The organism is Trebonia sp. (assembly GCF_030042015.1).
GTDB lineage: Bacteria > Actinomycetota > Actinomycetes > Streptosporangiales > Streptosporangiaceae > Trebonia.
On record NZ_JASIAL010000390.1, the window covers coordinates 1 to 22,233 of the forward strand.

Annotated in this window: 23 protein-coding genes; 14 read left to right on the forward strand and 9 right to left on the reverse strand. The window is 68.2% G+C overall.

Going from position 1 to position 22,233, the window contains the following annotated elements:
• The 10 genes from Q1N79_RS21135 to Q1N79_RS21180 all read left to right on the forward strand — a co-directional run.
• On the forward strand, positions 1-531 hold a 531-nt coding region (locus tag Q1N79_RS21135; protein WP_300611565.1), incomplete at its 5' end, for a ketopantoate reductase C-terminal domain-containing protein.
• A 57-nt stretch (positions 532-588) separates the two neighbouring features.
• Positions 589-945 carry a hypothetical protein gene (locus Q1N79_RS21140; protein WP_300611567.1) on the forward strand — a complete coding sequence of 119 codons (357 nt, stop codon included), beginning with the start codon at positions 589-591 and terminating at the stop codon, positions 943-945.
• Complete coding sequence (locus tag Q1N79_RS21145; RefSeq protein ID WP_300611568.1) at positions 942-1,625, forward strand: nucleotidyl transferase AbiEii/AbiGii toxin family protein; 684 nt, start codon at positions 942-944, stop codon at positions 1,623-1,625. Before Q1N79_RS21140 ends, Q1N79_RS21145 begins: the two co-directional genes overlap by 4 nt.
• Positions 1,626-1,897: 272 nt before the next feature.
• Positions 1,898-2,659 (forward strand): NgoMIV family type II restriction endonuclease, encoded by a 762-nt coding sequence (locus tag Q1N79_RS21150; RefSeq protein WP_300611570.1) that lies wholly within the window; start codon positions 1,898-1,900, stop codon positions 2,657-2,659.
• A gap of 85 nt (positions 2,660-2,744) precedes the next feature.
• Entirely contained in the window at positions 2,745-3,752 is a 1,008-nt protein-coding gene (locus tag Q1N79_RS21155; RefSeq protein ID WP_300611571.1) for a DNA cytosine methyltransferase, read from the forward strand.
• 127 nt (positions 3,753-3,879) lie between these two features.
• Positions 3,880-4,086 carry a hypothetical protein gene (locus Q1N79_RS21160; RefSeq protein WP_300611572.1) on the forward strand — a complete coding sequence of 69 codons (207 nt, stop codon included), beginning with the start codon at positions 3,880-3,882 and terminating at the stop codon, positions 4,084-4,086.
• Positions 4,087-4,249: 163 nt separating this feature from the next.
• Positions 4,250-5,386, forward strand: a complete 1,137-nt coding sequence (gene serC, locus Q1N79_RS21165; protein WP_300611573.1) for a 3-phosphoserine/phosphohydroxythreonine transaminase — start codon at positions 4,250-4,252, stop codon at positions 5,384-5,386.
• A complete protein-coding gene (locus Q1N79_RS21170) occupies positions 5,379-6,218 on the forward strand; it encodes a 2-oxo acid dehydrogenase subunit E2 (RefSeq protein WP_300611574.1) in 840 nt (279 codons plus the stop codon). Before serC ends, Q1N79_RS21170 begins: the two co-directional genes overlap by 8 nt.
• On the forward strand, positions 6,205-7,620 hold the full coding sequence (locus tag Q1N79_RS21175; protein WP_300611575.1) for a cytochrome P450: 1,416 nt from the start codon (positions 6,205-6,207) through the stop codon (positions 7,618-7,620). Before Q1N79_RS21170 ends, Q1N79_RS21175 begins: the two co-directional genes overlap by 14 nt.
• Positions 7,617-8,165: a hypothetical protein gene (locus Q1N79_RS21180; RefSeq protein WP_300611577.1), complete on the forward strand. Its 549-nt coding sequence runs from the start codon at positions 7,617-7,619 to the stop codon at positions 8,163-8,165. The genes Q1N79_RS21175 and Q1N79_RS21180 overlap by 4 nt, the downstream gene beginning before the upstream one ends.
• A gap of 27 nt (positions 8,166-8,192) precedes the next feature.
• On the opposite strand, the gene Q1N79_RS21185 is transcribed toward Q1N79_RS21180, so the two are convergent.
• The 5 genes from Q1N79_RS21185 to gatC all read right to left on the reverse strand — a co-directional run bounded on the left by Q1N79_RS21185 (position 8,193) and on the right by gatC (position 12,364).
• Positions 8,193-8,660: a DUF234 domain-containing protein gene (locus Q1N79_RS21185; RefSeq protein ID WP_300611593.1), complete on the reverse strand. Its 468-nt coding sequence runs from the start codon at positions 8,658-8,660 to the stop codon at positions 8,193-8,195.
• Positions 8,630-8,935, reverse strand: a complete 306-nt coding sequence (locus Q1N79_RS21190; RefSeq protein ID WP_300611595.1) for a hypothetical protein — start codon at positions 8,933-8,935, stop codon at positions 8,630-8,632. The genes Q1N79_RS21185 and Q1N79_RS21190 overlap by 31 nt, the downstream gene beginning before the upstream one ends.
• Positions 8,936-9,071: 136 nt before the next feature.
• Entirely contained in the window at positions 9,072-10,571 is a 1,500-nt protein-coding gene (gene gatB / locus Q1N79_RS21195) for an Asp-tRNA(Asn)/Glu-tRNA(Gln) amidotransferase subunit GatB (RefSeq protein WP_300611578.1), read from the reverse strand.
• Positions 10,568-12,061: an Asp-tRNA(Asn)/Glu-tRNA(Gln) amidotransferase subunit GatA gene (gatA, locus tag Q1N79_RS21200; RefSeq protein WP_300611580.1), complete on the reverse strand. Its 1,494-nt coding sequence runs from the start codon at positions 12,059-12,061 to the stop codon at positions 10,568-10,570. The genes gatB and gatA overlap by 4 nt, the downstream gene beginning before the upstream one ends.
• Before the next feature lie 9 nt (positions 12,062-12,070).
• Positions 12,071-12,364, reverse strand: coding sequence for an Asp-tRNA(Asn)/Glu-tRNA(Gln) amidotransferase subunit GatC (gene gatC / locus Q1N79_RS21205; protein WP_300611581.1), 294 nt, complete (start codon positions 12,362-12,364; stop codon positions 12,071-12,073).
• Positions 12,365-12,554: 190 nt separating this feature from the next.
• Between gatC and Q1N79_RS21210 the strand changes: the two genes are divergently transcribed.
• Entirely contained in the window at positions 12,555-14,549 is a 1,995-nt protein-coding gene (locus tag Q1N79_RS21210; protein ID WP_300611582.1) for a S53 family peptidase, read from the forward strand.
• Here Q1N79_RS21210 and ligA read toward each other — a convergent pair.
• The 3 genes from ligA to Q1N79_RS21225 form a co-directional block, all read right to left on the reverse strand.
• A complete protein-coding gene (gene ligA / locus Q1N79_RS21215) occupies positions 14,546-16,624 on the reverse strand; it encodes an NAD-dependent DNA ligase LigA (protein WP_300611583.1) in 2,079 nt (692 codons plus the stop codon). The genes Q1N79_RS21210 and ligA overlap by 4 nt on opposite strands.
• Entirely contained in the window at positions 16,624-17,658 is a 1,035-nt protein-coding gene (locus Q1N79_RS21220) for a methionine synthase (RefSeq protein ID WP_300611585.1), read from the reverse strand. Before Q1N79_RS21220 ends, ligA begins: the two co-directional genes overlap by 1 nt.
• A 157-nt stretch (positions 17,659-17,815) precedes the next feature.
• Complete coding sequence (locus Q1N79_RS21225) at positions 17,816-18,091, reverse strand: hypothetical protein (RefSeq protein ID WP_300611587.1); 276 nt, start codon at positions 18,089-18,091, stop codon at positions 17,816-17,818.
• Positions 18,092-18,604: 513 nt separating this feature from the next.
• Here Q1N79_RS21225 and Q1N79_RS21230 point away from each other — a divergent pair.
• The 3 genes from Q1N79_RS21230 to Q1N79_RS21240 all read left to right on the forward strand — a co-directional run bounded on the left by Q1N79_RS21230 (position 18,605) and on the right by Q1N79_RS21240 (position 21,826).
• Entirely contained in the window at positions 18,605-19,411 is an 807-nt protein-coding gene (locus tag Q1N79_RS21230; RefSeq protein WP_300611589.1) for a GntR family transcriptional regulator, read from the forward strand.
• A gap of 320 nt (positions 19,412-19,731) precedes the next feature.
• Positions 19,732-20,625, forward strand: a complete 894-nt coding sequence (locus Q1N79_RS21235; protein WP_300611591.1) for a GntR family transcriptional regulator — start codon at positions 19,732-19,734, stop codon at positions 20,623-20,625.
• Between the two features lie 514 nt (positions 20,626-21,139).
• Positions 21,140-21,826: a hypothetical protein gene (locus tag Q1N79_RS21240; protein ID WP_300611592.1), complete on the forward strand. Its 687-nt coding sequence runs from the start codon at positions 21,140-21,142 to the stop codon at positions 21,824-21,826.
• Here Q1N79_RS21240 and Q1N79_RS21245 read toward each other — a convergent pair.
• On the reverse strand, positions 21,811-22,233 hold a 423-nt coding region (locus Q1N79_RS21245), incomplete at its 5' end, for an aminomethyltransferase beta-barrel domain-containing protein (RefSeq protein WP_367185124.1). The two genes, Q1N79_RS21240 and Q1N79_RS21245, sit on opposite strands and share 16 nt — an antisense overlap.

A 22,233-nucleotide genomic window follows, 5' to 3' on the forward strand; every position in this document is an offset into this window, starting at 1 on the left:
GGTGAGACCGTGCTCGGCGCGCTCCAGCCGGGGCCCTCTTCCCATGCCGAACGGACCCGGCTGGCTCTGTCGGCCGCGGGCCTGCCCACCCGCGCAGCCGACGACGTGCTCGGCGTGATCTGGGCGAAGGTCGCCTTCAACTGCGTGATGAACGCGCTGTGCGCGATCGCGTCGATACCCGTCTCCGCGCTCGCCCGCTACGACGGGTTCGACGAGCTTGCTTTGTCGATACTGCGCGAGGTTTCAGCGGTCGCGGCGGCTGAAGGCGTGCAGGTGGACACAGGCGCGGCGCTGCGGCTGATGAAGGCGCAGTTCGACCCGGCCGCCTCGGGCGACCACCTGGCCTCCACCCTGCAGGACCTGATCAACGGCCGGCGCACCGAGATCGCCCACCTCAACGGGGCGATCGCGTCCAGGGCTTCTGCCCACGGCATCGAGGCGCCGGTGAACACGCTGATCACCCGGCTCGTCGGGCTGCTCGAAGCCACCTGGCCCCGCCGGGTGCACCGCCTGCACCCCGACGCCCAATAGCTGGCGCACGGCGGATTGCGCACTCTGTTCTGGGCCGGCGGGGGGATAATCGCAGTCGTGGACAGCCTGTCGTCGCCTATCTCCCGTGCCGCGGTTCTCGAGGAGCGCTACCGCGGCAGGCTGCCGCGTTCGCTGGACGACCTGACCGGCCCGGACCACGGCACTGTCCAATTGCCCCTGCATGTGGCCTGGTCGGGCCTAACCACGTTCGAGGTGGACCGTCCTCCGCTATGCGCGAGCATGTACCACATCGTCCTCACGGAGGGGCTCCGAGAAGATCTGATCGCATACATTAACCGCGAGCTCTTGGTCAAACAGTGGCCGGTCTTGCGCACGATCCTCAGCTCTCCTATCCGCAGCGTCTGGGAATCGGCATTCCCGGAACTTAACGATGGGCGGCCGACCGGGTCGTGAACCTCAACGACCTGCATCGGCGGCTGCTGCGGGACGTTTTGGCAATTGGCAACGATTTTCCATTCGTCATTACGGGCGGGTACGCCGTTCAGGCGCATGGTCTGGTTGATCGTCCAAGTCGTGATATTGACGTGGCAACCAACAGTTCGATCTCGATGGACAACCTCGCATCGCAGCTCGTTGCCGGGTTGACCGAGCGGGGCTGGCAGGTGCGGGTCATCGGAGTCGATCCCCTGTCCGCACGGTTCTTGGTCACTGACCCGAAGCTCGGCGAGGACTGCGAAGTTGACATTCTCAAAGAAGCATTCAACCGACCACCGCAAGATACGCCCTACGGCCCGGTTCTCGCCTTGGACGATGTAATAGGCACCAAAGTCCGCGCCCTGGCCGACCGAGGTTACGCACGAGATCTGGTCGATATTCACGCTGCTTCCCGCCTCCGGTCGCTCGCTGAGCTGGAATCGCTGGGATGCCGACATGCCCGGGACGAATTCAGCCTTGAAAACCTTGTGATGCGGCTGAATGCCGTCCAGTGGCGCGCGGACGATGAGTTCTTCGCCTACGGGATGTCCGAGGATGACATCGCTGACCTGCGCAGATGGGCTCTGGCATGGTCCAATGAGATCAACCTGCGCCTGTACGCGGAGACCTTCGAGGAGGATCCCGACGACCAACCCTGAGAGTGGTTCCTCCGGAAGACATCTCGGCAAGCTGACACGGCTGTAGCCTGCCGCTTTCCGCGCAGCAACTCGTGGAACTGCTCGATCTCTGCGTAAGACCCACGGTGGCGGGCCTTCGTGTATTCCTGAGGGAACACGACAAAATGGTCTTCGATCAGGTGTGCCGCGGCGGGTTCGTGCTCACGCGCGGAGCTATCTCCGACTCGTTACGCTTCACCCCGGACTATGGTTCCGTACTGGGATCATCCTCGTTCATGCATAGGAGGTAGTGCGTGACGGCGCCGTTCGCGCGTGCTCTGCTGGGGTGGAAACCTAGCGGAAAGAATAAGTTGGACTGGCCATTGGTGCCCAACTTTGCTGATGTGGACAATGCCGAGTCCATGCGGATCGGCGCCCGGATGCTTGATTACCTCGATGTGGTGCGGGACGTAGCCTCCGACGTGCCCAAGGACCCCGGGGGGCCGCTGGAACAGGAAGTCCGTGATCACCTCGCTGATCAACTCCCGGACCTGCACCCCGATCGCACGTGGGTGGTGGCCCGGGGTGCGATTATCACCCAGTTTGACCAGTACGCGCACCTCAGCAAGGTGGCCGAATTGGTCCGCGCCAATCCCGAGTTGCGCATCACCGTGGGGATGGATTACCTCATCAAGCCCGACGTGACGGTCGCCTTGGGGAACGTGGTGACTGCATCCGGGCTGCCTCCGCTGCATGCAGCAATCTCGTGCAAGTGGACGATCCGCTCCGACCGGGTGCAGAACATCCGCCATGAGTGTCTGCAGATGATTCGTCACCGCCGTGGCAGGCAGCCGCATCTGGTGACCGTGACCGCTGAGCCGTTGCCTAGCCGCTTGGCCTCGATCGCCCGGGGAACCGGCGAGGTCGATGCCGTGTACCATGTGGCCTTCGACGCCCTCGACGCTAGCGTGAGCGAGAACGCCAACTCGGAACAGCAAGATGCTTGGCGAGAGGTCGTGGGGCAGCGGCGCCTGCTCAGCTACGAGGTTCTGCTCGACACCCTGGCTTCCTGGTAACCAAGGACCGGCGGATCAGCGTGGCATCCGCCGAATGTCGGTACCCGCAGGCAGAATGAGCCATGATGCTAGCGCTGGAGGAACTGTGGACGAGTTGACCTGTCTTGAGATCTGCGCTGGTGCTGGTGGCCAGTCGCTCGGCCTGGAGCAGGCAGGCTTCGTTCACGAGGCAGTAGTCGAGATTGACACCGATGCTTGCGAGACTCTCCGCCTTAACCGCGGTTCCGAGTGGAAGGTCGTTGAAGACGACGTCCGCAACCTAGACGGGCGTTCTTACGCGGGCATCGATCTCTTTTCTGGTGGCGTGCCCTGTCCTCCCTTCTCTATCGCGGGTAAGCGGCTCGGCCAAGATGACGACCGCGACTTGTTCCCCCAGGCACTCAGACTCGTCAGGGAGACCGGGCCACGGGCCGTTCTCCTAGAGAACGTGCCGGGCCTGGCCACCAGCCGATTCGACAGCTACCGGGCCCAGGTGCTGGAGCAGTTGCACGCACTCGGGTACCAGACGTGGTGGGATCTAGTGCAGGCCAGCGAACATGGTGTTCCCCAACTGCGGCCCAGATTCGTGCTGGTGGCGATGAAAAAACCCTGGGCAGGGCAGTTCCGGTGGCCGGAGCCATCACCCTATCCACCGCCGACGGTCGGTGACACGCTGTACGACCTCATCAGTGAGGCCGGCTGGCCAGGCTCCGATGAGTGGCGGGACAAGGCACAGGGAATTGGATCAACTATCGTCGGCGGCAGCAAGAAGCATGGCGGTCCTGACCTTGGTCCTACCCGTGCACGTGAAGCGTGGAAAAAACTGGGGGTGGACGGTCTTGGCGTCGCAAACGAACCCCCTGGGCCAGACTTCCCAATCGACCGACCGGTGAAGTTGACTACGCGCATGGTGGCCCGTATCCAGGGTTTTCCTGATAATTGGGCGTTCTCGGGCCGGAAGACAGCGGCCTATCGTCAAGTCGGCAACGCATTCCCGCCTCCAGTCGCCAGGGCCCTGGGTGAGGCAATTCGCGACGCACTGAATGCGACTGCCTCTATACCAACAGCCACCGACCTCGGGCATCATGCAAGTTTCGCGGCAGAACCGAACTAGCCTGTCTCCCCGGTTTAACGGAGTGGCAGGAAGTTCACAGAGGTCGTTTGCGTGCTTCAAAGGCTGATGCCGGGCGACGGCAGTCGCTGGTGGGCAGTGCGGTTGCTCCGACGGCGGGTTCCTCACGATGGAGCAGATCGTGCGGCGCCTTGACGCGGCGATGGATGTCCCCGCGTTCGAGCGGCACTTGAGCCACCTTAAGCGCGACTTCCGCATCGCGGTCGACACCCGCAAGAGCGGCGACGCCTACAAGCTGGGGTCCTTCAAGGCGTTCGTCGGCCAGGACGACCACCTGCGCCACGAGGCTTTCCTGCACCCCAGCAAGATCAGCTGAAACATGAGTCCGAAGAGACCGGCCTGACTCTCTTTGCAGCAGGCTTCTCGGCTGCGCGAACTCCGGCACCCTCGCTTGGCCGCTACTTAATTAAGAGTCAGTAGCGACGCAATGGGCGCCGGTCATCGTGGTACCGAAGCTGCCGTAACCGAAGGGGTAAGTCTTGCCTGTCACGAACATGGACCGCGGCGTCCTGAACTTCTTTGCCGGTCCCACCGCCTTGCCATGGCCGGTCATAGCGCGCATGCGGGGGGACATCGTCGATTTCCAGGGCACCGGGATGGGCGTCATGGAAATCAGCCACCGCGCGCCAGAGATCGAGTTCCTGCTCGCGGACACCGCGGCCAGGGTCCGCCGCGTGCTCGGCCTGCCGGCCGACTGGGAGGTGCTGTTCCTGCAGGGCGGCGGGTCGCTGCAGTTCAGCATGATTCCGATGAACTTTTCCGCCCCGGGGGACCCCGTCGATTACGTCGACACCGGGTACTGGGCGTGCAAGTCGATCGCCGAGCCCCAGCGGATGGGGCGGGACGTCGCGGTCGTGGCCTCGTCCGCCGACACGTCCTACCGGCACGTGCCGCCGGTCTCGTCGATCAGGCCCCGGCGCCGCGCCAGGTACCTGCACCTCGTCACCAACAACACCGTCGAGGGCACGCAGTTCCGCGAACTGCCGCGGACCGGGGTTCCGCTGATCGCCGACATGAGCTCGGACCTGATGACGGACGTGTTCGACGCGAGCGCCAGCGACATGGTCTACGCGCACGCCCAGAAGAACATCGGGATCGCCGGCGTGACCCTGGTCATCGTCCGCCGGTCGATGCTGGAGGGGATCGCCGCGCGGCCGAGCGAACTGCCCGCGATCCTGGATTACCGTACGCACGCCCAGCACGGCTCGAACTATCACACGCCGCCGACGTTCGCCATTTACGTCACCTGGCTCATGCTCGACTGGATCGAGGGAGAAATCGGCGGGCTGGCCGCACTGGGCACGCTGAACCGCCGCAAGGCCGCCACGCTGTATGACTTCCTTGACGGCACGCCGTTCTACCGCTGCCTGGCCGAGCGCGGCTCCCGGTCGATCACGAACGTGACGTTCGATCTTCCGTCGGCGCGGCTGCTCGGGCAGTTCCTTGAGGAAGCGGGCAAGGCCGGGTTCACCGGGCTTGCCGGGCACCGCAGCACAGGGGGGTGCCGGGCCAGCCTGTTCAACGGAGTCACCCAGGAGGCGGTCGGCCGGCTCGTGGATTTCATGGACGGGTTCGCGCGCCAGCACCGGTCGCAGGGGGGATCCTTCGATGAGTAAGACGCCGTGCCAGGAAGTTCCCTGGCCCCGCATCCGGGAGCTCGTCACCGACACCCTCACGGCGGGTCACCGGGCGCACCTGGCGCATGGCCTCGTCGAAGTCGACGTGTCGCGGGCGCTCGCCGGCATCGAGCGATACAAGTCACGGCTTCCCGACGGAGTGTCCTTTACCGCCTACATCGTGTACTGCCTGGGTCAGGCGGTCGGTGCGCACACGATCATGCACGCCTACCGCAAGGGCCGCGGGAAGCTGGTCATATTCGACGACGTGGACGTCAGCGCGCTGCTGGAGAAGCGCAAGCCCGACGGCTCGCTGGTCCCGGTCCCGTACATCGTGCGCGGCGCGAACGGCAAGAGCCTGGCGCAGATCAATCACGAGCTGCGGCAGGCCGTGAACAGCGACATGCGCGACGACCAGGGCGTCCGGCGCCGTCGCCGGATCATGCGGCTGCCGAGGCGGGCGCGGGCGCTGCTGTGGTGGTGGATGTTCCGGGATCCCGCGCGGCTCAAGCAGCAGTGGGGCACGGTCGCGGTGTCGAACGTCGGCTCGTTCATGCTGCCGCGCGCATTCTGGGGGATGGCGAGCTCGTTCCTCACCTGCACGCTCACCATCGGCGGCAGGTACGAACGGGTTGCCTGGGTCGACGGGCGCGCCGAGCCGCGCGTGACCCAAAGCGTGACGGTCACGATCGACCACGACGTCGTGGACGGCGCCCCCGCGGCGCGCTTCGCCCAGACCCTTATCGGGCTGCTGGAAGACGGCGCCGGCCTTGACGATGCTTTCGCGGCGGAAGCCGCCCGGCTGAGCGGACTCGACCATGCAACTGCTTAGCGAGCGCCGGCGCGATGGCCGGCATCCCGCGCCCGCCGGCTGCCCGGCCGACGGCGCACCCATCCGGCTCCCGCTGCGCCAGTTGCGCGCCGACCTGCTCGGCACGCAGCAGGCGCTGGTGAAAGAGCACGACGGGTTCGCCAGGTACCAGGTGCTCAGGCGCGTCTTCACGCTGGTGGCCAGCGCGGACGCCAACCAGCAGATGTTCGTCCTGGCGCCGCGGAACTACCGCCGCGGCCGGCACTACGACAACCTCGCGCTGGTGATCGGCCGCGGCCTGATATGCAGCGAGGGCGCGGACTGGGAGCGGCAGCGCAGGCTCGCCCAGCCCGCCTTCGACAGGGCCCTGATGGCGCGCGTGGTGGAGATCACCGGCGCGCTGACCACGGAACTGCTGGCCCGGTGGGATCAGGCGGGGCGGCGCGGCGAGCAGGTGGATCTCCTCGACGACATGGAGGAGCTGGCCCTGCGGGTGATCGGAATGGCCCTGTTCAGCCGCGACATGACGACCGACAGGCACACCGCGGCCGACGGCACGGTCACCGTGACGGCGAACTGCTTCACCGAGGCCAGGCGGTACGGCGCGGCGGTCGTCTTCCGCCGCAACATCAGCCCGGTCGTGCTGCCGCTGTGGATCCCCGGCAAGGTCAACCGCCGTTTCCGCCGCGCGCTAGCGGGTGTCGACCGTTTCGTGTACGAGCAGATCGACCAGCGGCTGGCGGACGGCGGCGGCCCCGATGACATCCTCGGCGAGCTGATCCGTGCCTACGGCGACCGCGCCCCGGCGCTGCGGCGCGACCTGCGCGATCAGGTCGTCACGCTGTTCTTCGCGGGCTTCGAGACCACCGCGGTGGCGCTGGCCTGGACCTGGCTGCTGCTCAGCCAGCACCCCGAGGCGGAGGCACGCTTCCACGCGGAGCTTGACAGCGTTCTCGGCGGACGGGCGCCCACGGTGGAGGACGTGAAGTCACTGCGCTACACGAACCAGGTCATCCACGAGTCGCTGCGGATGTACCCCCCGGTCTACGGGATGACCAGGAAGGCGGCGGCCGACGACCTGATCGGCGGGCACCAGATCCGGCGCGGTGACGACCTCGTGATCCCGATTCACGCCCTGCACCACATGGCGCAGTACTGGGCCGAGCCGGGCGCGTTCTGCCCGGAGCGGTTCACGGCCGGGCGGCTGACCCAGGCGCAGCGCAGCGCGTACCTGCCGTTCTCCTTCGGCAAGCGCAGGTGCCTGGGCGCGACCTTCGCCACAGTGGAGATGCTCACCGTGCTCGCGGTGGCGGGCCAGCGTGTTCGGCTGCGGCATGACCCGGGATGCCCGGTCGTCGCGGTGCCCGCGGTCACTCAGCGCCCGGCTGGCGGGCTGCGGATGCGGGTGGAGGCCAGGTCATGAACGCGGCCTACGGAATCGTCGACGTCGCCGACGACCGCCAGGTCGGTGAGTACGAGCGGCACTTCTACCGCGCGTACGCGGGGCTGACCGACAACAAGCTGGTGCGGCTGATCTGGGACTGGGATGACGCGGGGCAGCGCATCCGGACGAGGATCTCCTACGCGGACCAGGTCATCTACACCGCGCGGGATCCCGGCGGCAGGCTGACGGTGGCGATGGCGGTCAACCTGAACCCCGCGGAATTCCAGGCGGCGGCGTTCGGCTTCAGCCCGCCGGACGAGCCCGGAACTCGCTTCTGCGAGATCCTGAACGTCATGACGACGCCGCACCACCGCGAGACCGCCCGGGCCACCTACGGGTCGTTCATCCAGGGCTTCGGGTACGGCGACCTTGTGGCACAGGGCTTCGAGGTGGCGTACTCCACGTGCACGCGCCGCCGGCTCCGCCCGTACCAGCTGCTCGGTGCCGGCGTCCTCGGGCAGGCGTCGATCAACGGCGAGGAGCGCTTCTTCCTGCGCTGGCCGATCCGCCAGCTCGCGTCCTAGCCGCCGGGGATCGGCGGTCACTCACGGTCAGAAGATGTCCTTCGCGGTAACCGTCAGGGTGTCATCATCAGCGTGCTCCACGCCATCGCGTGCGCAGATCGCGTACCGCAGCCCAGCGGCCTCGCGGGTAAGATGCGCGGCCTTGCGGACAAGCCCGGCCTTGACACGCGCGGCGTTCACCGAGCCTGCCCACTTGGCCTCGCCGGCCAGCACCGGCACCCGGGTAAGGCCGCGCTGCGCAAGCACAACGGCGTCGATTTCCTGCTGGCTGTCGTCGCCCCACCAGGAGCCGACCGCCACGATGTCCTCGCCAAGCTCGCCCTGGTTGGCCAGTCGACGCAGGTGTTCGCGGAAAGTCTCCTCGTACGCCGGCCCCATGTGCTCGTCGATGAAGGCACCCAGGGGCCGGACGATCGATCTCCCGAGGCCGCGCTCGATCTCGGCCAGGAACCTGGTGAGCGGCCCTAGGTAGAAGGCGAGGTAGTTGTCGGCGATCCGGTAGACGCGCCGATCGCGTCCTTGATCTCGCTGTGCTTCGTGCGGCCAGCCGCGATCGCGGTGAGCACGCCCATCGTGTGCTCGCCCTCGCCGACCTCGGTGGCCATGACGAGCTGCCCCTCGGTGAGCAACGGCGCTCCTCGGCGGCAGGCCAGCTCGACCAGGTTCTGCGTAACCGTGGCCCGCTGATCCCACCAGGACAGATACAGCGGCGTGCCACCGACGACCCCGTACACCCGCGCCCGGTCGGCCGGATCCAGGTTCGTCAGCATCAGCGCGGCTTCGTGCGGCCGGAACGGGTGCAGCTGGAGCGTGACTCCCGCGCAGCCCGGGCCAGGTAGTCGAGAATGTCCCGCCAGTCGCTGTACGGCTCCGCGGCAAGATCCCGGTACGTGGCCTCTGGCGCCGCTAGGTCAGGCGGTCCAGGATCAGGTCGCGGACGCGGGCGGCGGCGGCCTTGCCGCCGGTCGCCTTCATGACCGCGCCGACCAGGACGCCGGCCGCCGCCGTCTTGCCGCCGCGCACCTTCTCCGCCACGTCCGGGTTGGCGGCGACGGCCTCGTCGATCGCGGCGAGCAGCGCGGCCTCGTCGCTGACCACGGCGAGCCCGCGCGCGGCGACCACCTCGTCGGGCGAGCCCTCGCCCTCGAGCACGGCCTCGATGACCTCGCGGGCGAGCCGGTCATTGAGCGCGCCGGACGCGACCAGGGCTGCCACCCGCGCGACCGCCGCCGGCGTGATCGGCAGGTCGGTCACCTCCACGCCGGAGTCGTTGGCCCGCCGGGCCAGCTCGCCAAGCCACCACTTGCGGGCGTCGGCCGGGGACGCGCCGGCGGCCACGGTCTGCTCGACCACGTCGAGCGCGCCGACGTTGCGCAGCGCCTCGAACTCAAGCTCAGACAGCGACCACGACGCGACCAGCCTGGCGCGGCGCGCCGACGGCAGTTCGGGCAGCGACGCGCGGATCCGCCCGACCCACTGCGGTGCCGGCGCGACCGGCACCAGGTCGGGCTCGGGGAAGTAGCGGTAGTCCTGCGCCTCTTCCTTGGACCGCCCGGAGGTCGTCACGCCGGAGTCCTCGTGGAAGTGCCTGGTCTCCTGGATCACCCGCCCGCCGGCGTCGAGAACCGCGGCCTGCCGCTCGATCTCAGAACGGATCGCGCGCTCCACCGAGCGCAGCGAGTTCACGTTCTTGGTCTCGGTCCGCGTCCCCCACACGCCGGAACCCCGGGCCGACAGCGACGTGTTCACGTCGCAGCGCAGCGAGCCCTCTTCCATCCGCACGTCGGAGACGCCGAGCACGCGGAGCACGTCACGCAGTTCGGTGACGTAGGCGCGGGCGACCTCGGGCGCCAGGAAGCCGGTGCCCGGCACCGGCTTGGTGACGATCTCCACCAGCGGGATGCCCGCCCTGTTGTAGTCCACGAGCGAGTACTCGGCGCCCTGGATGCGCCCGGTCGCGCCGCCGACGTGCAGCGACTTGCCCGTGTCCTCCTCCAGGTGGACACGCTCGATGCCGACGCGCACGGTCTTGCCGCCGATCAGGACGTCCAGGTACCCCTGCGTGCACAGCGGCTCGTCGTACTGGGAGATCTGGAAGTTCTTCGGCATGTCGGGGTAGAAGTAATTCTTGCGCGCGAACCGGCACGCCGGCGCGATCGAGCAGTTGAGCGCCAGCCCGATCTTGATCGTGAGTTCGATCGCCAGCCGGTTCGCCACGGGCAGCGAGCCTGGCAGGCCAAGGCACACCGGGCAGGTCTGGGTGTTCGGCTCCGCGCCGAACGCCGTCCCGCAGCCGCAGAACATCTTGGTCCTTGTGCCGAGCTCCACGTGCGTTTCCAGCCCGAAGACCGGCTCGTAGCGCCCCAGCGCCGCTTCATAGGAGACGGTGTCATAGGTGAGCGTCACTTGGCGATGAGTCCCTTCGCCTCGGCCAGGAGCGGGTGCCCCCAACGATCCTCAAGGGCCGCCTCCACCGCGGCGGCCACCCGGTACAGCCGGTCGTCCGCCAGCGGCGGCGCCATCACCTGCAGCCCGGCCGGCAGGCCGTCCTCGTCTGCCAGGCCGCACGGCACGGAGATGGCCGCGTTGCCCGCCAGGTCGGTCGGGATCGTGCACAGGTCGGCGAGGTACATCGCCATCGGGTCGTCCGCCCGCTCCCCGAGCGGGAACGCGGTGGTCGGCGTCACCGGCGAGACCAGCACGTCGACCTGGCCGAACGCGGCCTCGAAGTCCCTGATGATCAGCGTGCGGACCTGCTGGGCCTTGCCGTAGTAGGCGTCGTAGTAGCCGCTGGACAGCGCGTACGTGCCGAGCATGATCCGGCGCTTGACCTCGGCGCCGAACCCGGCCGCCCGGGTCTGCGCCATCACCTCTTCCGCGCTGCCCGTGCCGGCCCGCAGCCCGTAGCGCATCCCGTCGAACCGCGCCAGGTTGGACGACACCTCGCTCGGCGCGATCAGGTAGTACGCGGGCAGCGCGTACGTGAAGTGCGGGCAGCTGATCTCGGCGACCTTCGCGCCGAGCGACTCGAGCAGCTCCACCGCCTCGGTGAACCGGGCCATCACGCCGGGCTGGTAGCCCTCGCCGGAGAACTCGGCGACCACGCCGACCCGCAGGCCGGCCACGTCGCCGTGCCTGGCCGCCTCGACCACGGGCGGCACCGGCGCGTCGATCGACGTGGAGTCCATCGGGTCGTGCCCGGACATCGCCTCGTGCAGCAGCGCGGCGTCAAGGACGGTCCGCCCGAACGGCCCCGGGGTGTCCAGTGATGACGCGAACGCCACCACGCCGTAGCGTGAGGAACCGCCGTAGGTGGGCTTGGTGCCGACGATCCCGCACACCGCGGCGGGCTGGCGGATCGAGCCGCCCGTGTCGGAGCCCAGCGCCAGCGGCGCCTCGTAGGCCGCGACCGCGGCGGCGCTGCCGCCGGACGACCCTCCCGGCACCTTCGCCAGGTCCCACGGGTTGCGCGACGGCCCGAATCCGGAGTTCTCCGTCGAGGAGCCCATCGCGAACTCGTCCATGTTCGTCTTGCCGATCAGGACCGCGCCGGCGTCCCGCAGCCGCCCGGTGATCGTCGACTCGTACGGCGGGTACCAGCCGTCGAGGATGCGCGAGCCGCAGGTGGTCGGCATGCCGACGGTGGTGAACAGGTCCTTCACCGCGACAGGGACGCCGGCCAGCGGGCCGAGCGGCTCCCCTGCCGCGCGCCTGCGGTCGATAGCCCGCGCCCGCGCGAGCGCGTCGTCGCTGGCGACGTGCAGGAACGCCCGCACGCGGTCGTCGACGTCCGCGATCCGGTCCAGGTGCGCGGCGGTCACCTCGACGGCGGTCACCTCGCCCGCGGTCAGCGCGGCCGACAGCTGCGCCGCGGTCATCGTGATGAGCTCGTCCATGCTCCTGCCTCACTCCTCGGCCAGGATCCGCGGCACCTTGAAGCGCTGCAGCTCGACGGCAGGCGCACCGCTCAGCGCCTGCTCAGGCGTCAGGCAGGGGGCCGGCTCGTCCTCGCGGAACACGTTGGTCAGGCCGGTCGCGTGCGAGGTCGGCGGAATCCCCTCCGCCGCGACCTCCTGCACCTGAGCGACCGCCGAGATGATCTGGTCAAGCTGCGGTGCCAGATGATCTAGCTCTGCGTCGCTGAGCGCGAGCCTCGACAGCCGGGCCAGGTGGGCAACCTCGTCACGGGTGATGGACATGCACGCCATCCTAGGGCGCGCCGCGGGCAAACCCGTAAGCGATAACCCCCCGGCGGTGCCGCGGGAGCCGGGGAAAACGGCAAAAAGATTTCACCTGGATTGCGAGCTTTCCCCGTGTTACCTCCGTATTCTGGCGTTGGCCTCCCGCTAGCCCACATAAGTAAAACACATCCGTCACGAACGGGAGACCATGAAAAGACCGATCACGGTCGTCGCTGCCACTGCGCTGGCAGCGACGACTCTCGCCGCGATAGCCGGCGGATCAGCAGCGCAGGCGGATGCGACTGTGCTCGGGGGCCCACACGTCCCGGCAGTCACAAAGCTTTCGGATAGCGCCGTGCCTTTCGCCACCCCGAAAAGCGCACTCGGTGCGGTCGCTGGCTCCCAGAAGCTAACAATTCAGGTGTGGCTGAAGCCGCAGACCGCGGCCGCGGAGAGTTACGCTACTGCGGTCAGCACGCCGGGCAACGCCTTGTACCAGCACTACCTGAGCCCGTCGGCCTACACGGCCCGCTTCAGCGCGAGCCGCGCGCAGGCCGCCGCCGTCGAGTCGTGGCTGCGCTCGTCCGGGTTCACCGGCGTCGCGGCCGACTCCGGGCGTGACTACGTGCAGGCGACCGGGGCCGTGTCGGCGATCGACGCGGCGTTCCACGTGCAGCTGGATTACTACCGCTCGTCCGCCGAGGTCAACGCGGGCAGCTACGAGCTGCGGGCCAACGACCGGGCGGTCTCCGTGCCATCGTCGCTGGCCGCCAGCGTGCTCGGCGTCACCGGCCTGGACAACGCGGCAGTCAAGCCGATGTACCAGTGGCCGGATGTCTCGGGCACGCCCGGCACGAAAACCGCGGCAAGCGGCGGGCCGATCTCGTTCCCGTGCTCGCAGTACTACGGCCAGCACTACGCCCTGCGCCTGCCGAAGACGTTCGGCACCGTCAACGTCCCGACCGTGCTGTGCGGCTATGACGCTCACCAGCTGCGCCGCGTCTACGGCTACGACAGCGACAACGCCGGCAAGGGCGTGACCGTCGCGCTTGTCGAGGTCGGGCTGGCGCCGAACATGTTCCTGAACCTGCAGGACTACGCCGCGTACAACCACATCCAGGCCCCCTCCCCCAGCCGGTACGCGGAGCTGTCCCTCGGCCGGGGCTCGGCCTGCGGCGACCCGTTCGACATCGAAGAGCAGCTGGACGTCGAGGCGTCCTACGTGATGGCGCCGCTGGCGAACCAGCTCGTGGTCGGCGGCGACTCGTGCAACAACGGCTTCTACGGTGACCAGGCCGTGTTCGACGCCGACACCGCGATCCTCAACGGCGTGAACAACCACCCGCTGGCCCAGATCGCGTCCAACTCCTGGCAGACCGGGGATGAGACGCTCCCCGTCAACATCTTGAACATCGAGAACGCCTACCTCGTGCGGGCCTCCGTCGAGGGCGTCAGCATGCTGTTCGCCTCCGGCGACTCCTCCGGCGTGGTCACCCCGGCCAGCGACCCCTACGCCACCGCGGTGGGCGGCACGACCCTGGGCATCGGCAACAAGGTCGCCCGGCTCTTCGAGACCGGCTGGTCGGACAACGTCTCCGTGGACGTCAACAACAAGTGGGTCTCCGAGGGCGAGTTCGGCGCGGCCGGCGGCGGCCAGAGCCTACTGTGGGCGCAGCCGGCCTACCAGCGCGGGGTGGTGCCCAACTGGCTGGCCACACCGCCGGGCAACCGGGGCGGGCTGGTCCGCGCCGTGCCGGACATCAGCGCCGACGCCGACCCCTTCACCGGGATCGCGCTCGGGCTGCTGTCGTACAACGCCAAGGGCGTCCTCACCGGGTACTTCGAGACCCCCATCGGCGGGACCAGCCTGTCCACTCCGCTTGTCGCGGGCATCGTGGCGGACGCCGAGCAGAACCAGCCCCACCCGTTCGGGTTCCTCAACCCGGCGCTGTACCGGCTGGCCGGGACGAGCGCCGTCTACGACACGCTGCCGATCACGTCCGCGACGCCCGCGCGCTACCGCGGCGTCGCGTGCGACGTCGCCGACTGCGGGCTGCTGTCGCTCACCGAGTTCGACGACGAGAGCTACAGCATGCTCGGTTACGACGGCCAGGTGACCCGCCCTGGCTACGACACGATGACCGGCATCGGCACGCCCAACGGGCAGAACTTCATCGACTCGCTGCGGGACCTGGAGGGTTAGGTCCCGTCGGTGGTTCCGGGGCTGACAGCCCCGGAACCACCGGACAGCAGGGCCGCGAACGCGGCCTCGTCAAGGATCGGCACGCCTAGCTCCACGGCCTTGTCGTACTTGGATCCGGCGTTCTCCCCGGCGACGACGAAGTTCGTCTTCTTCGACACCGAGGAGGAGACCTTGCCGCCGGCCGCCCGGACGGCCTCGGCCGCCTCGTCCCTGGTGCGCCCGGCCAGCGTCCCTGTGATCACCACGGTCACGCCGGCGAGCAGCCGGGACGAGGCCGCCGCGGGGTCGAACCCGGGCGTGGCGAGCCGCACGCCCGCCGCCCGCCACTTCGCCACGATCGCGCTGTGCCAGTCGACGGCGAACCACTCCGCCACCGAGGCGGCGATCGTCGGCCCCACCCCGTCCACGACGGCGAGCGCGTCAGGCGACGCGGTCGCGATCGCCTCCACCGACCCGAACGCCTCGGCCAGCGCCCTGGCGGCGGTCGGGCCCACGTGCCTGATCGACAGCGCCACCAGGACGCGCCACAGCGGCCTGGTCCTCGCGTCGGCGAGGTTCAGCAGCAGCGCCTGCGCGTTCACCTTCAGCCCGCCCGCCTTGTTCACGAAGAACGGGCAGGTGGCGAGCTTGTCCTCGGTCAGCGCGAACACGTCGCCCTCATCGGCGACCAGCCCGCAGTCCAGCAGCGCGACGACGGCCTCATAGCCCAGGACCTCGATGTCGAGGGCGCCGCGCGAGGCCACGTAGAACAGCCGCTCGCGCAGCTGCGCCGGGCAGGCCACGGCGTTCGGGCAGCGCCAGTCGACCTCGCCCTCGTCCCTGGCCAGCGGGGTGCCGCACGCCGGGCACTCGCGCGGGAAGGCGAACTCCCGCTCCGCGCCCGTGCGCAGCTCGGCCACCGGGCCGACCACCTCGGGGATCACCTCGCCGGCCTTGCGCAGGACCACCATGTCGCCGATCAGCACGCCCTTGCGCCTGACCTCGTCCTCGTTGTGCAGGGTCGCCTGCTCCACGGTGGACCCGCTGACCCTGACGGGCTCCATCACCGCGTACGGGGTGACCCGCCCGGTCCGCCCCACGTTGACCCGGACGTCGAGCAGCCGCGTGGTCACCTCCTCCGGCGGGTACTTGTAGGCGATCGCCCAGCGCGGCGCCCGGCTGGTGGCGCCCATGGCGTGCTGCACCGGCAGCGGGTCGATCTTCACGACCACGCCGTCGATCTCATACGCCGGCTCGTGCCGGTGCACGGGGTCGGCGTAGTAGTCGATGTACGCCCCCACGTCGGCGAGGCCGGACACGACCTGGTACCGGTCGCTGACCGGCAGCCCCCACTCCCGCAGCCGCTCGTACCAGCCCGACTGGGTGTCCGGGGCCCCCGCCAGCTGGCCGACCCGGCCGATGCCGTGCACGATCGCGTCCAGGGCGCGGGAGGCGGTCACCCGCGGGTCCTTCTGCCGCAGCGAGCCGGCCGCCGCGTTGCGCGGGTTCGCGAACGCGGGCCTGCCCGCCTCCTGCAGCGACTCGTTCAGCCGGGTGAAGGCCGCCTCGGGCAGGAACACCTCGCCGCGCACCTCGATGACCTCGGGCACGCCAGAACCGGCGAGCACGGACGGCACCGACGCGATCGTCCGCACGTTCAGCGTCACGTCCTCGCCGGTCCGGCCGTCGCCCCTGGTGGCCGCCCGCGCCAGCCGCCCCCGCTCGTACACCAGGTCGATCGCGAGCCCGTCGATCTTGAGCTCGCACAGGTACGGCCCGGTGCCGCCAAGCCGCGCCGCCCGGTCCGCCCACCCGGCGAACTCCTGCGCGGAGAACACGTTGTCCAGGCTGAGCAGCCGCTCCAGGTGCTCGACCGGGGTGAACAGGGTCGAGAGCCCGCCGCCCACGTTCTGGGTCGGCGAGTCAGGGGTGCGCAGCTCGGGGAACTCCTCCTCGATCCGCTCAAGCGCGCGCATGTCCGCGTCGTAGTCGGCGTCGGAGATCGTCGGCGCGTCGAGGACGTAGTACCTGTACTGCGCCTCGGTCAGCTTCTCGCTCAGCTCCGCGTGCCGCTGCCGGGCCTGGGCCAGCTCCATCACCCCAGCTCCTCCATCATCTCGGGCAGGATCCGCGCCGCTTCCCTGCACCAGCGCAGCGCCTCCCGCGCCTGCGCGGGGGATGCCGCGGCAAGCCCGCAGGCGGGCGTGACCACGACCTGGGGCGCGCACCGGGCCGCGGGAAGCGCGATCGTGCGCCATGCCACTTGCACGGTCCGGGCGGTGTCCGTGGGAGTAACCCCCCTTCGTTCGGGATAATCGAACGATATGGCTCCGGCCAGCAGCCCCGCGCCGGCCTCAGCCGTCGCGGCGAGCTCGTCGTAGTCATCGCGCCGCAGCAGGCGCAGGTCGAACGACACCGCATCCGCCCCCGCTCCCGTGATTATCCCGAACGGGCACCCCCGACTGCAGCAGTGCACGATCGTGTAGCGGCCGGTGGCGGCGAGCACTTCGTTGAGCCTGCTCCGCAGCACCTCCTCCTCGACCGCGCGGACGCGGGACAGCCCGCTCGCGGTCGGCACCGCGCCCGCGGCGACGGCGGGCAGCGCGGGCTCGTCGAACTGCACGACCAGGGTCGCCCGCGGGACGCGCTTGGCGACCTCCGCCGCGTGCCTGGCGGCTCCTTCGGCCAGCGAGGAGGCGAGGTCGGCGACCAGGCCGGGATCGGCGAGCGCGGCGGTCAGCGAGCGCGGCTGCTCCAGCGTCGCGGCGAGCGTCCACGGGCCGCAGACCTGGATCTTGACCAGCCCCGCGTAGCCGTCGAGGACCTCCTCCATCGCGTCCAGGTCCGACGAGAGCATCGACGCGGCGCGGCGCAGGTCCCGGCCGGGGCGCTCGGCGATCCGCCAGCCGCGCGGCGTGACCTCGGCCGGGATGTCGACGAGGAGGGCCGCCGCCCGGCCTATCATGTCGGCGCCGGGGCCGCGGCCGGGGAGTTCGGCCAGGTACGGGAAGTCCGGCAGCTCCCCGGCGACGGTCCGGGCCGCCTCGAGCGGGTCGCCGCCGGGCATCGACCCGATCCCGGTCGCGGTGCCCGGTGCCCAGGGGAACGCCTTGCCAGCCAGTTCAGCCACGCTGCCGAGCTTAGCCGGGCGAAGGGCGCAGGTCCCGGATGCACACTGGCGTCGCCGGGGACAGTGCCTGCAGCGGCTGCCCCGGCGGCCCGCAGAGCCTGGCTAACAGGACATCGCGGGCCGCCGGCCCTGGCGCGGCCCCTGCGTCGCGCCTGGCTTATAGGCCCCTGAACCCGCTAACTGGCCAGCGCGGACCCTCATCGAGCTCCTCGCCGGCGAACGGCGGTTCGATCCCCGAGAACCTGCTGCCGGGCGCGCGCATCCCGGTGAGCCGCCGCCCAGCGCGGCACATCGCGTCCGGCGCGTCACCGTTCAGGGTGTAAAGCTGGTCTTCTCGCCGCGACGCGATCGACACAATCGCGACTATCCCTGCCAAGACCCCTCCGAGAAACCCGACGAGGAGCATGATCGCCGCTATCTCGTACTCGCCCATGACGGCCTCCCGTACTTCGCCGACGGGCTGTCTTCCCTCGGCCCCGCTCCCTGCGGGCTGGTGGTGACCAGTCCGCAGGCCTCTTGCTGTTGCTGATGCCGGAACCGGTGGCCAGCATCCGCGATTCATATGGTGTACCACCTAGAAGGGCTGATCAGCCTACCTCACCTATACCAACAGGTGGTACCTACCCACAGAATGCCCGATTTACAGCTGTTAAACCCAGCTATAGGACATATTCCTCTGAGGAGACCGGGAAGTACTGCCAGACATGTTGGGGTAGCTGGTACAGCATGCCGAACCGGGATCAATTTCAGCCCTTGGTGCTGGGCTATCCCCGCCGTTCCGATAAGCCTGTTAAGATGCCCGGCAAACATGCATGCCATCCCGATCATCCCAACCTATTGGCGCAGAAAGACAACTAAATCACCATAGTTCTGATAGCCCCGCACTACCGAATGATCCGATCAAGTGGAATCATTCTGATGGTTGGTATCTATGGGAGGAGTCATGATGCAGACGCCGATGTATCAGCAGATCGCTGAGGACATCCGCACGCAGATTGACTCCGGAGCCATCGCGCGAGGCAGCCAGTTGCCGACCGAGCTGGAGCTGCGCGCGAAATACGTCGCCTCGCGGAACACCATCAGGGACGCGATCAAGCGGCTCGTAGGCATGGGAATGGTTGAGACCAGGCCAGGCCAGGGCACCTTTGTGACGATGAGCGTCGATCCGTTTGTCACCGACCTCACCGCGGACCCGAGGACCGGGTTCGGCGGCGGCGAGAGTGCCCAGTACCTATCCCAGGTGAGCGAGCAGCACCGGCTGCCGAAGAGCAGTGCGCCAAAGGTCGAAGTCCAGGTAGCGCCGACCGCAATCACCAGGCGCCTCCGCCTTCCAGCGGGCGCGCACGTGATCAGCCGGCACCAGCAACGGCATATCGATGACATCCCGTGGTCGCTTCAGACGTCCTTCTACCCGATGGACTTCATCAGAATGGGCGCGACACGGCTGATGATGGCGGAGGACATCACCGAGGGCACCGTCCGTTACCTGGCCGAGGCGATCGGCCGCGTTCAGGCCAGCTACCGGGACTGGATAACCGCGCGGTCGCCGAGCGAGGTCGAGCAGAAATTCTTCGGTATCGGCCACGACTCGATAGTTTTCGAGATCTTCCGGACCGCGTTCGATCAGCAGAAGGCACCAATCCGGCTCACAGTGACGGTGTTCCCCGCCGACCGGAACCAGTTCATCGTCAACGTAGGCGACCCACCGCACCCCCGGTACGAAGAGGAACCCCGGGAGCCGCCTGCCTCCTGAGGCCCTCAGCCGGGCGGGCGCCGGCACGGGCGGCTGCCTGTCACATGAGCTTTTATTTGCTATCGAACCCGCAGGGGCGGCGGCTTCTGGAATGATGCCACTAGTTCTGCCTGAACCAGGCGGACCGACAAACCCTGCCATCCTATCCATCCCAACGTGTGGTATAGGTTGTGTAGGTCAGCCCAGAACGGGTAGCAACAGAGGTCAGTGGCGCGACACGCCCAGAGCCTCGCCTGCAAGCCGGTCAGACTGTGGCAACATCGGGGTTGGTGGGGTGGTTGGGATGGCTGGCCTGCCAGCAAGCCTGCGCGGGAGGTGTGATGGCTGAGCCCCTGTATAGGCAGATTGCCCAGGACCTACGGCGGAAGATCGAATCCGGCGAACTCGGGCCCGGTGCCAGGCTTCCCGACTACGACGCGTCGCGGAACACCATTCGAGACGCGATCAAGTGGCTCGCCATTCGGGGGCTGGTCGAGACCCGGCCAGGCCAGGGGACCTTTGTCGTGCGGCGAATTGAGCCAATCGTCACTACGCTGTCCGAAGACCCAGAGACTGGCATGGCCGGCGGTGAGGGAAAAGCCGCCTTCGCCGAGATCAGCAAGCGCCGATCGCAAAGGCAAGAGCAGGCGCGCCAAGAACGGGAGAAGGCCAGGCAAGAGGGCACGGAAGAACAGGCCGGCGAGCCGGAGCAAGATGACTGGCCGGAGGGGGAACCGTACGCATCCGTTCCGACAGTAGAAGTCAAGTTCGCGCCCGGGTATGTGGCCGAGCGACTTCGCATCCCCGAAGGCGCCGAGGTCCTCATCAGGCACCAGGAGTTCTCCATGGGCCGAACTCCGTGGTCGCTGCAGACGACGTTCTACCCCATAGAACTCATGTCGCGCGGCAACGGCGCACCAGCACTGATGAGAGCCAGGGACATCGAGGAAGGCACTGTCGAATACCTCGGGAAAACGCTGGGGCTCATCCAGTGCGGATACCGGGTCAGGATTCTGGTTCGCCCGCCGAATGAGAACGAGGCGAGATTCTTCGGTCTGCCAGACGACGGTCGCGTCCCCGTGGTCTCTTTGATTCGAACCGGCTACGAGGAGACGGCGGAAGGTGTATATCCCTTCCGTGTAACCATTACCGTTCTTCCCGCAGACCGACACCAGTTCGTGATGAATTACGGCAAAGTTCCGGAGGAGCTCGCTGCACCAGCACGTGACCAGTGAGGCTTCGGTGGGGTAACAGACTCAGGGCAGCGAAATGCTTGCCCTGGGCTGGGCCAAGGCGGGCGCCGGTCTCGGCCCGGGGGCTTTAGGCGACTATAGGGTGAGGAGGCATTCATGGCTAAAAGACGCGCACGACCGTCAGCGCAATACCGGTATGAGCACTACGACCCCAAAACCCTACGCACCTGCCTTTGAGGCGCTGGATGCGCAACGCGTCCTGCGCCGGGTGTAGTGGTGCTTGTGATGATCGTCCGGTGTTCAGCACGCCGTCGGTGCCGCCGCCCGCAGCGGCGCCGGCGGCGTAGCCATCTGCGACTCCGGGCACGGGCTTCCGTCGTCCTGGCCTGACAGGAAGTGTCATCCCGTCCTGTATTCCCGCCTCAGCGAACTGAATATAAGATTATAAATCACTTTTTCTTGTAACGGTGCCGGGGGCGCACTGCGCCGCAACTAGGTCCCGTGCGGGATGCCAGGTAGCGGGTGGACCGCTGAAGAGCCGAGAGTTGGAGGTGCCGTGGCTAAGCACCACTCCGGTCCGGCCGCCCAGTACCGCTCCGCAGTGCGACGATTCCGGTGGACCACGTTCGATGTAAACAGCCTCCTTCCGGCGGGCTGGCAGCGGGAAATCATCGCGGCGGCCATCGAGGCCGATTTCAGGCAGTTCCCGCGGACGCCTATCCTGTCGCGGGAGGCGGCGGACGTGGCGCATATTAACCGCGGCCGGGTCCACGCCGATCAGGTGCGGCTGCAGTTGCCCTGGCTTTATGAGTCCTACCACGGCATATTTCTCGAACTGGCACGTGAAGCGTGTACCGAGGCCGTCGTCGTGGCGCGCGACCACCGTTACGGCGTTGTCCTCAACGTGCAGCGCGGGACTGCGATGCGGTTCGAGAATCATGTCGACTCTAACCCGCTCACGGGCGTACTCTTCTGCACCGACCATGCCATGGGTGGCGAGCTCGTCTTCGGGAACGATCCCGCGGCGGCGGACATCGCCGCGGTGGAGTTGGACTGCTCTATCATCAGGCCGCACGCAGGGCACCTGATCATCTTCGACGCCCGGGAGCGTTCGCACTACGCGAGACCGCTAGCCGCGGAGTCGGACATCAGGGTTGTCGCCGTCATGAACTTCTACACAGAGTCCTGGCCTGAGTCGACCCGGCCCAGGGAGCTGAACAGGCACCTCTACGGCGACGTGTAGGACGCTTGGCGAGCGACCGCGATCGTGCCGCTGCCAAGTACGGTGTCGCCGCTATAGAGAACCGCCGCCTGGCCGACCGCCACGGCGCTGGCCGGGCTACGCAGGTTGATCTGCAGCGTTTCGCCATCTTGCCGCGCGCTGCACGGGTGCACCTCGCCATGTGCCCGCAGCTGGACTTCGCACTGGATCGGCTCGCGCGGCGGCGGGCAGCCGGTCCAGACCGGGCGCTGCGCGGTGATCTCGCGCACCTGCAGGCCGCTGGCCGGGCCGACCGTGACCGTGCGGGCCACCGGTTCGATGCTGAGCACGTACCGCGGCGCGCCGTCGGCGGCGGGGCGGTCCACGCGCAGCCCCTTGCGCTGCCCGACGGTGAACCCGTAGGTGCCCTCGTGCTCGCCGAGCACGGT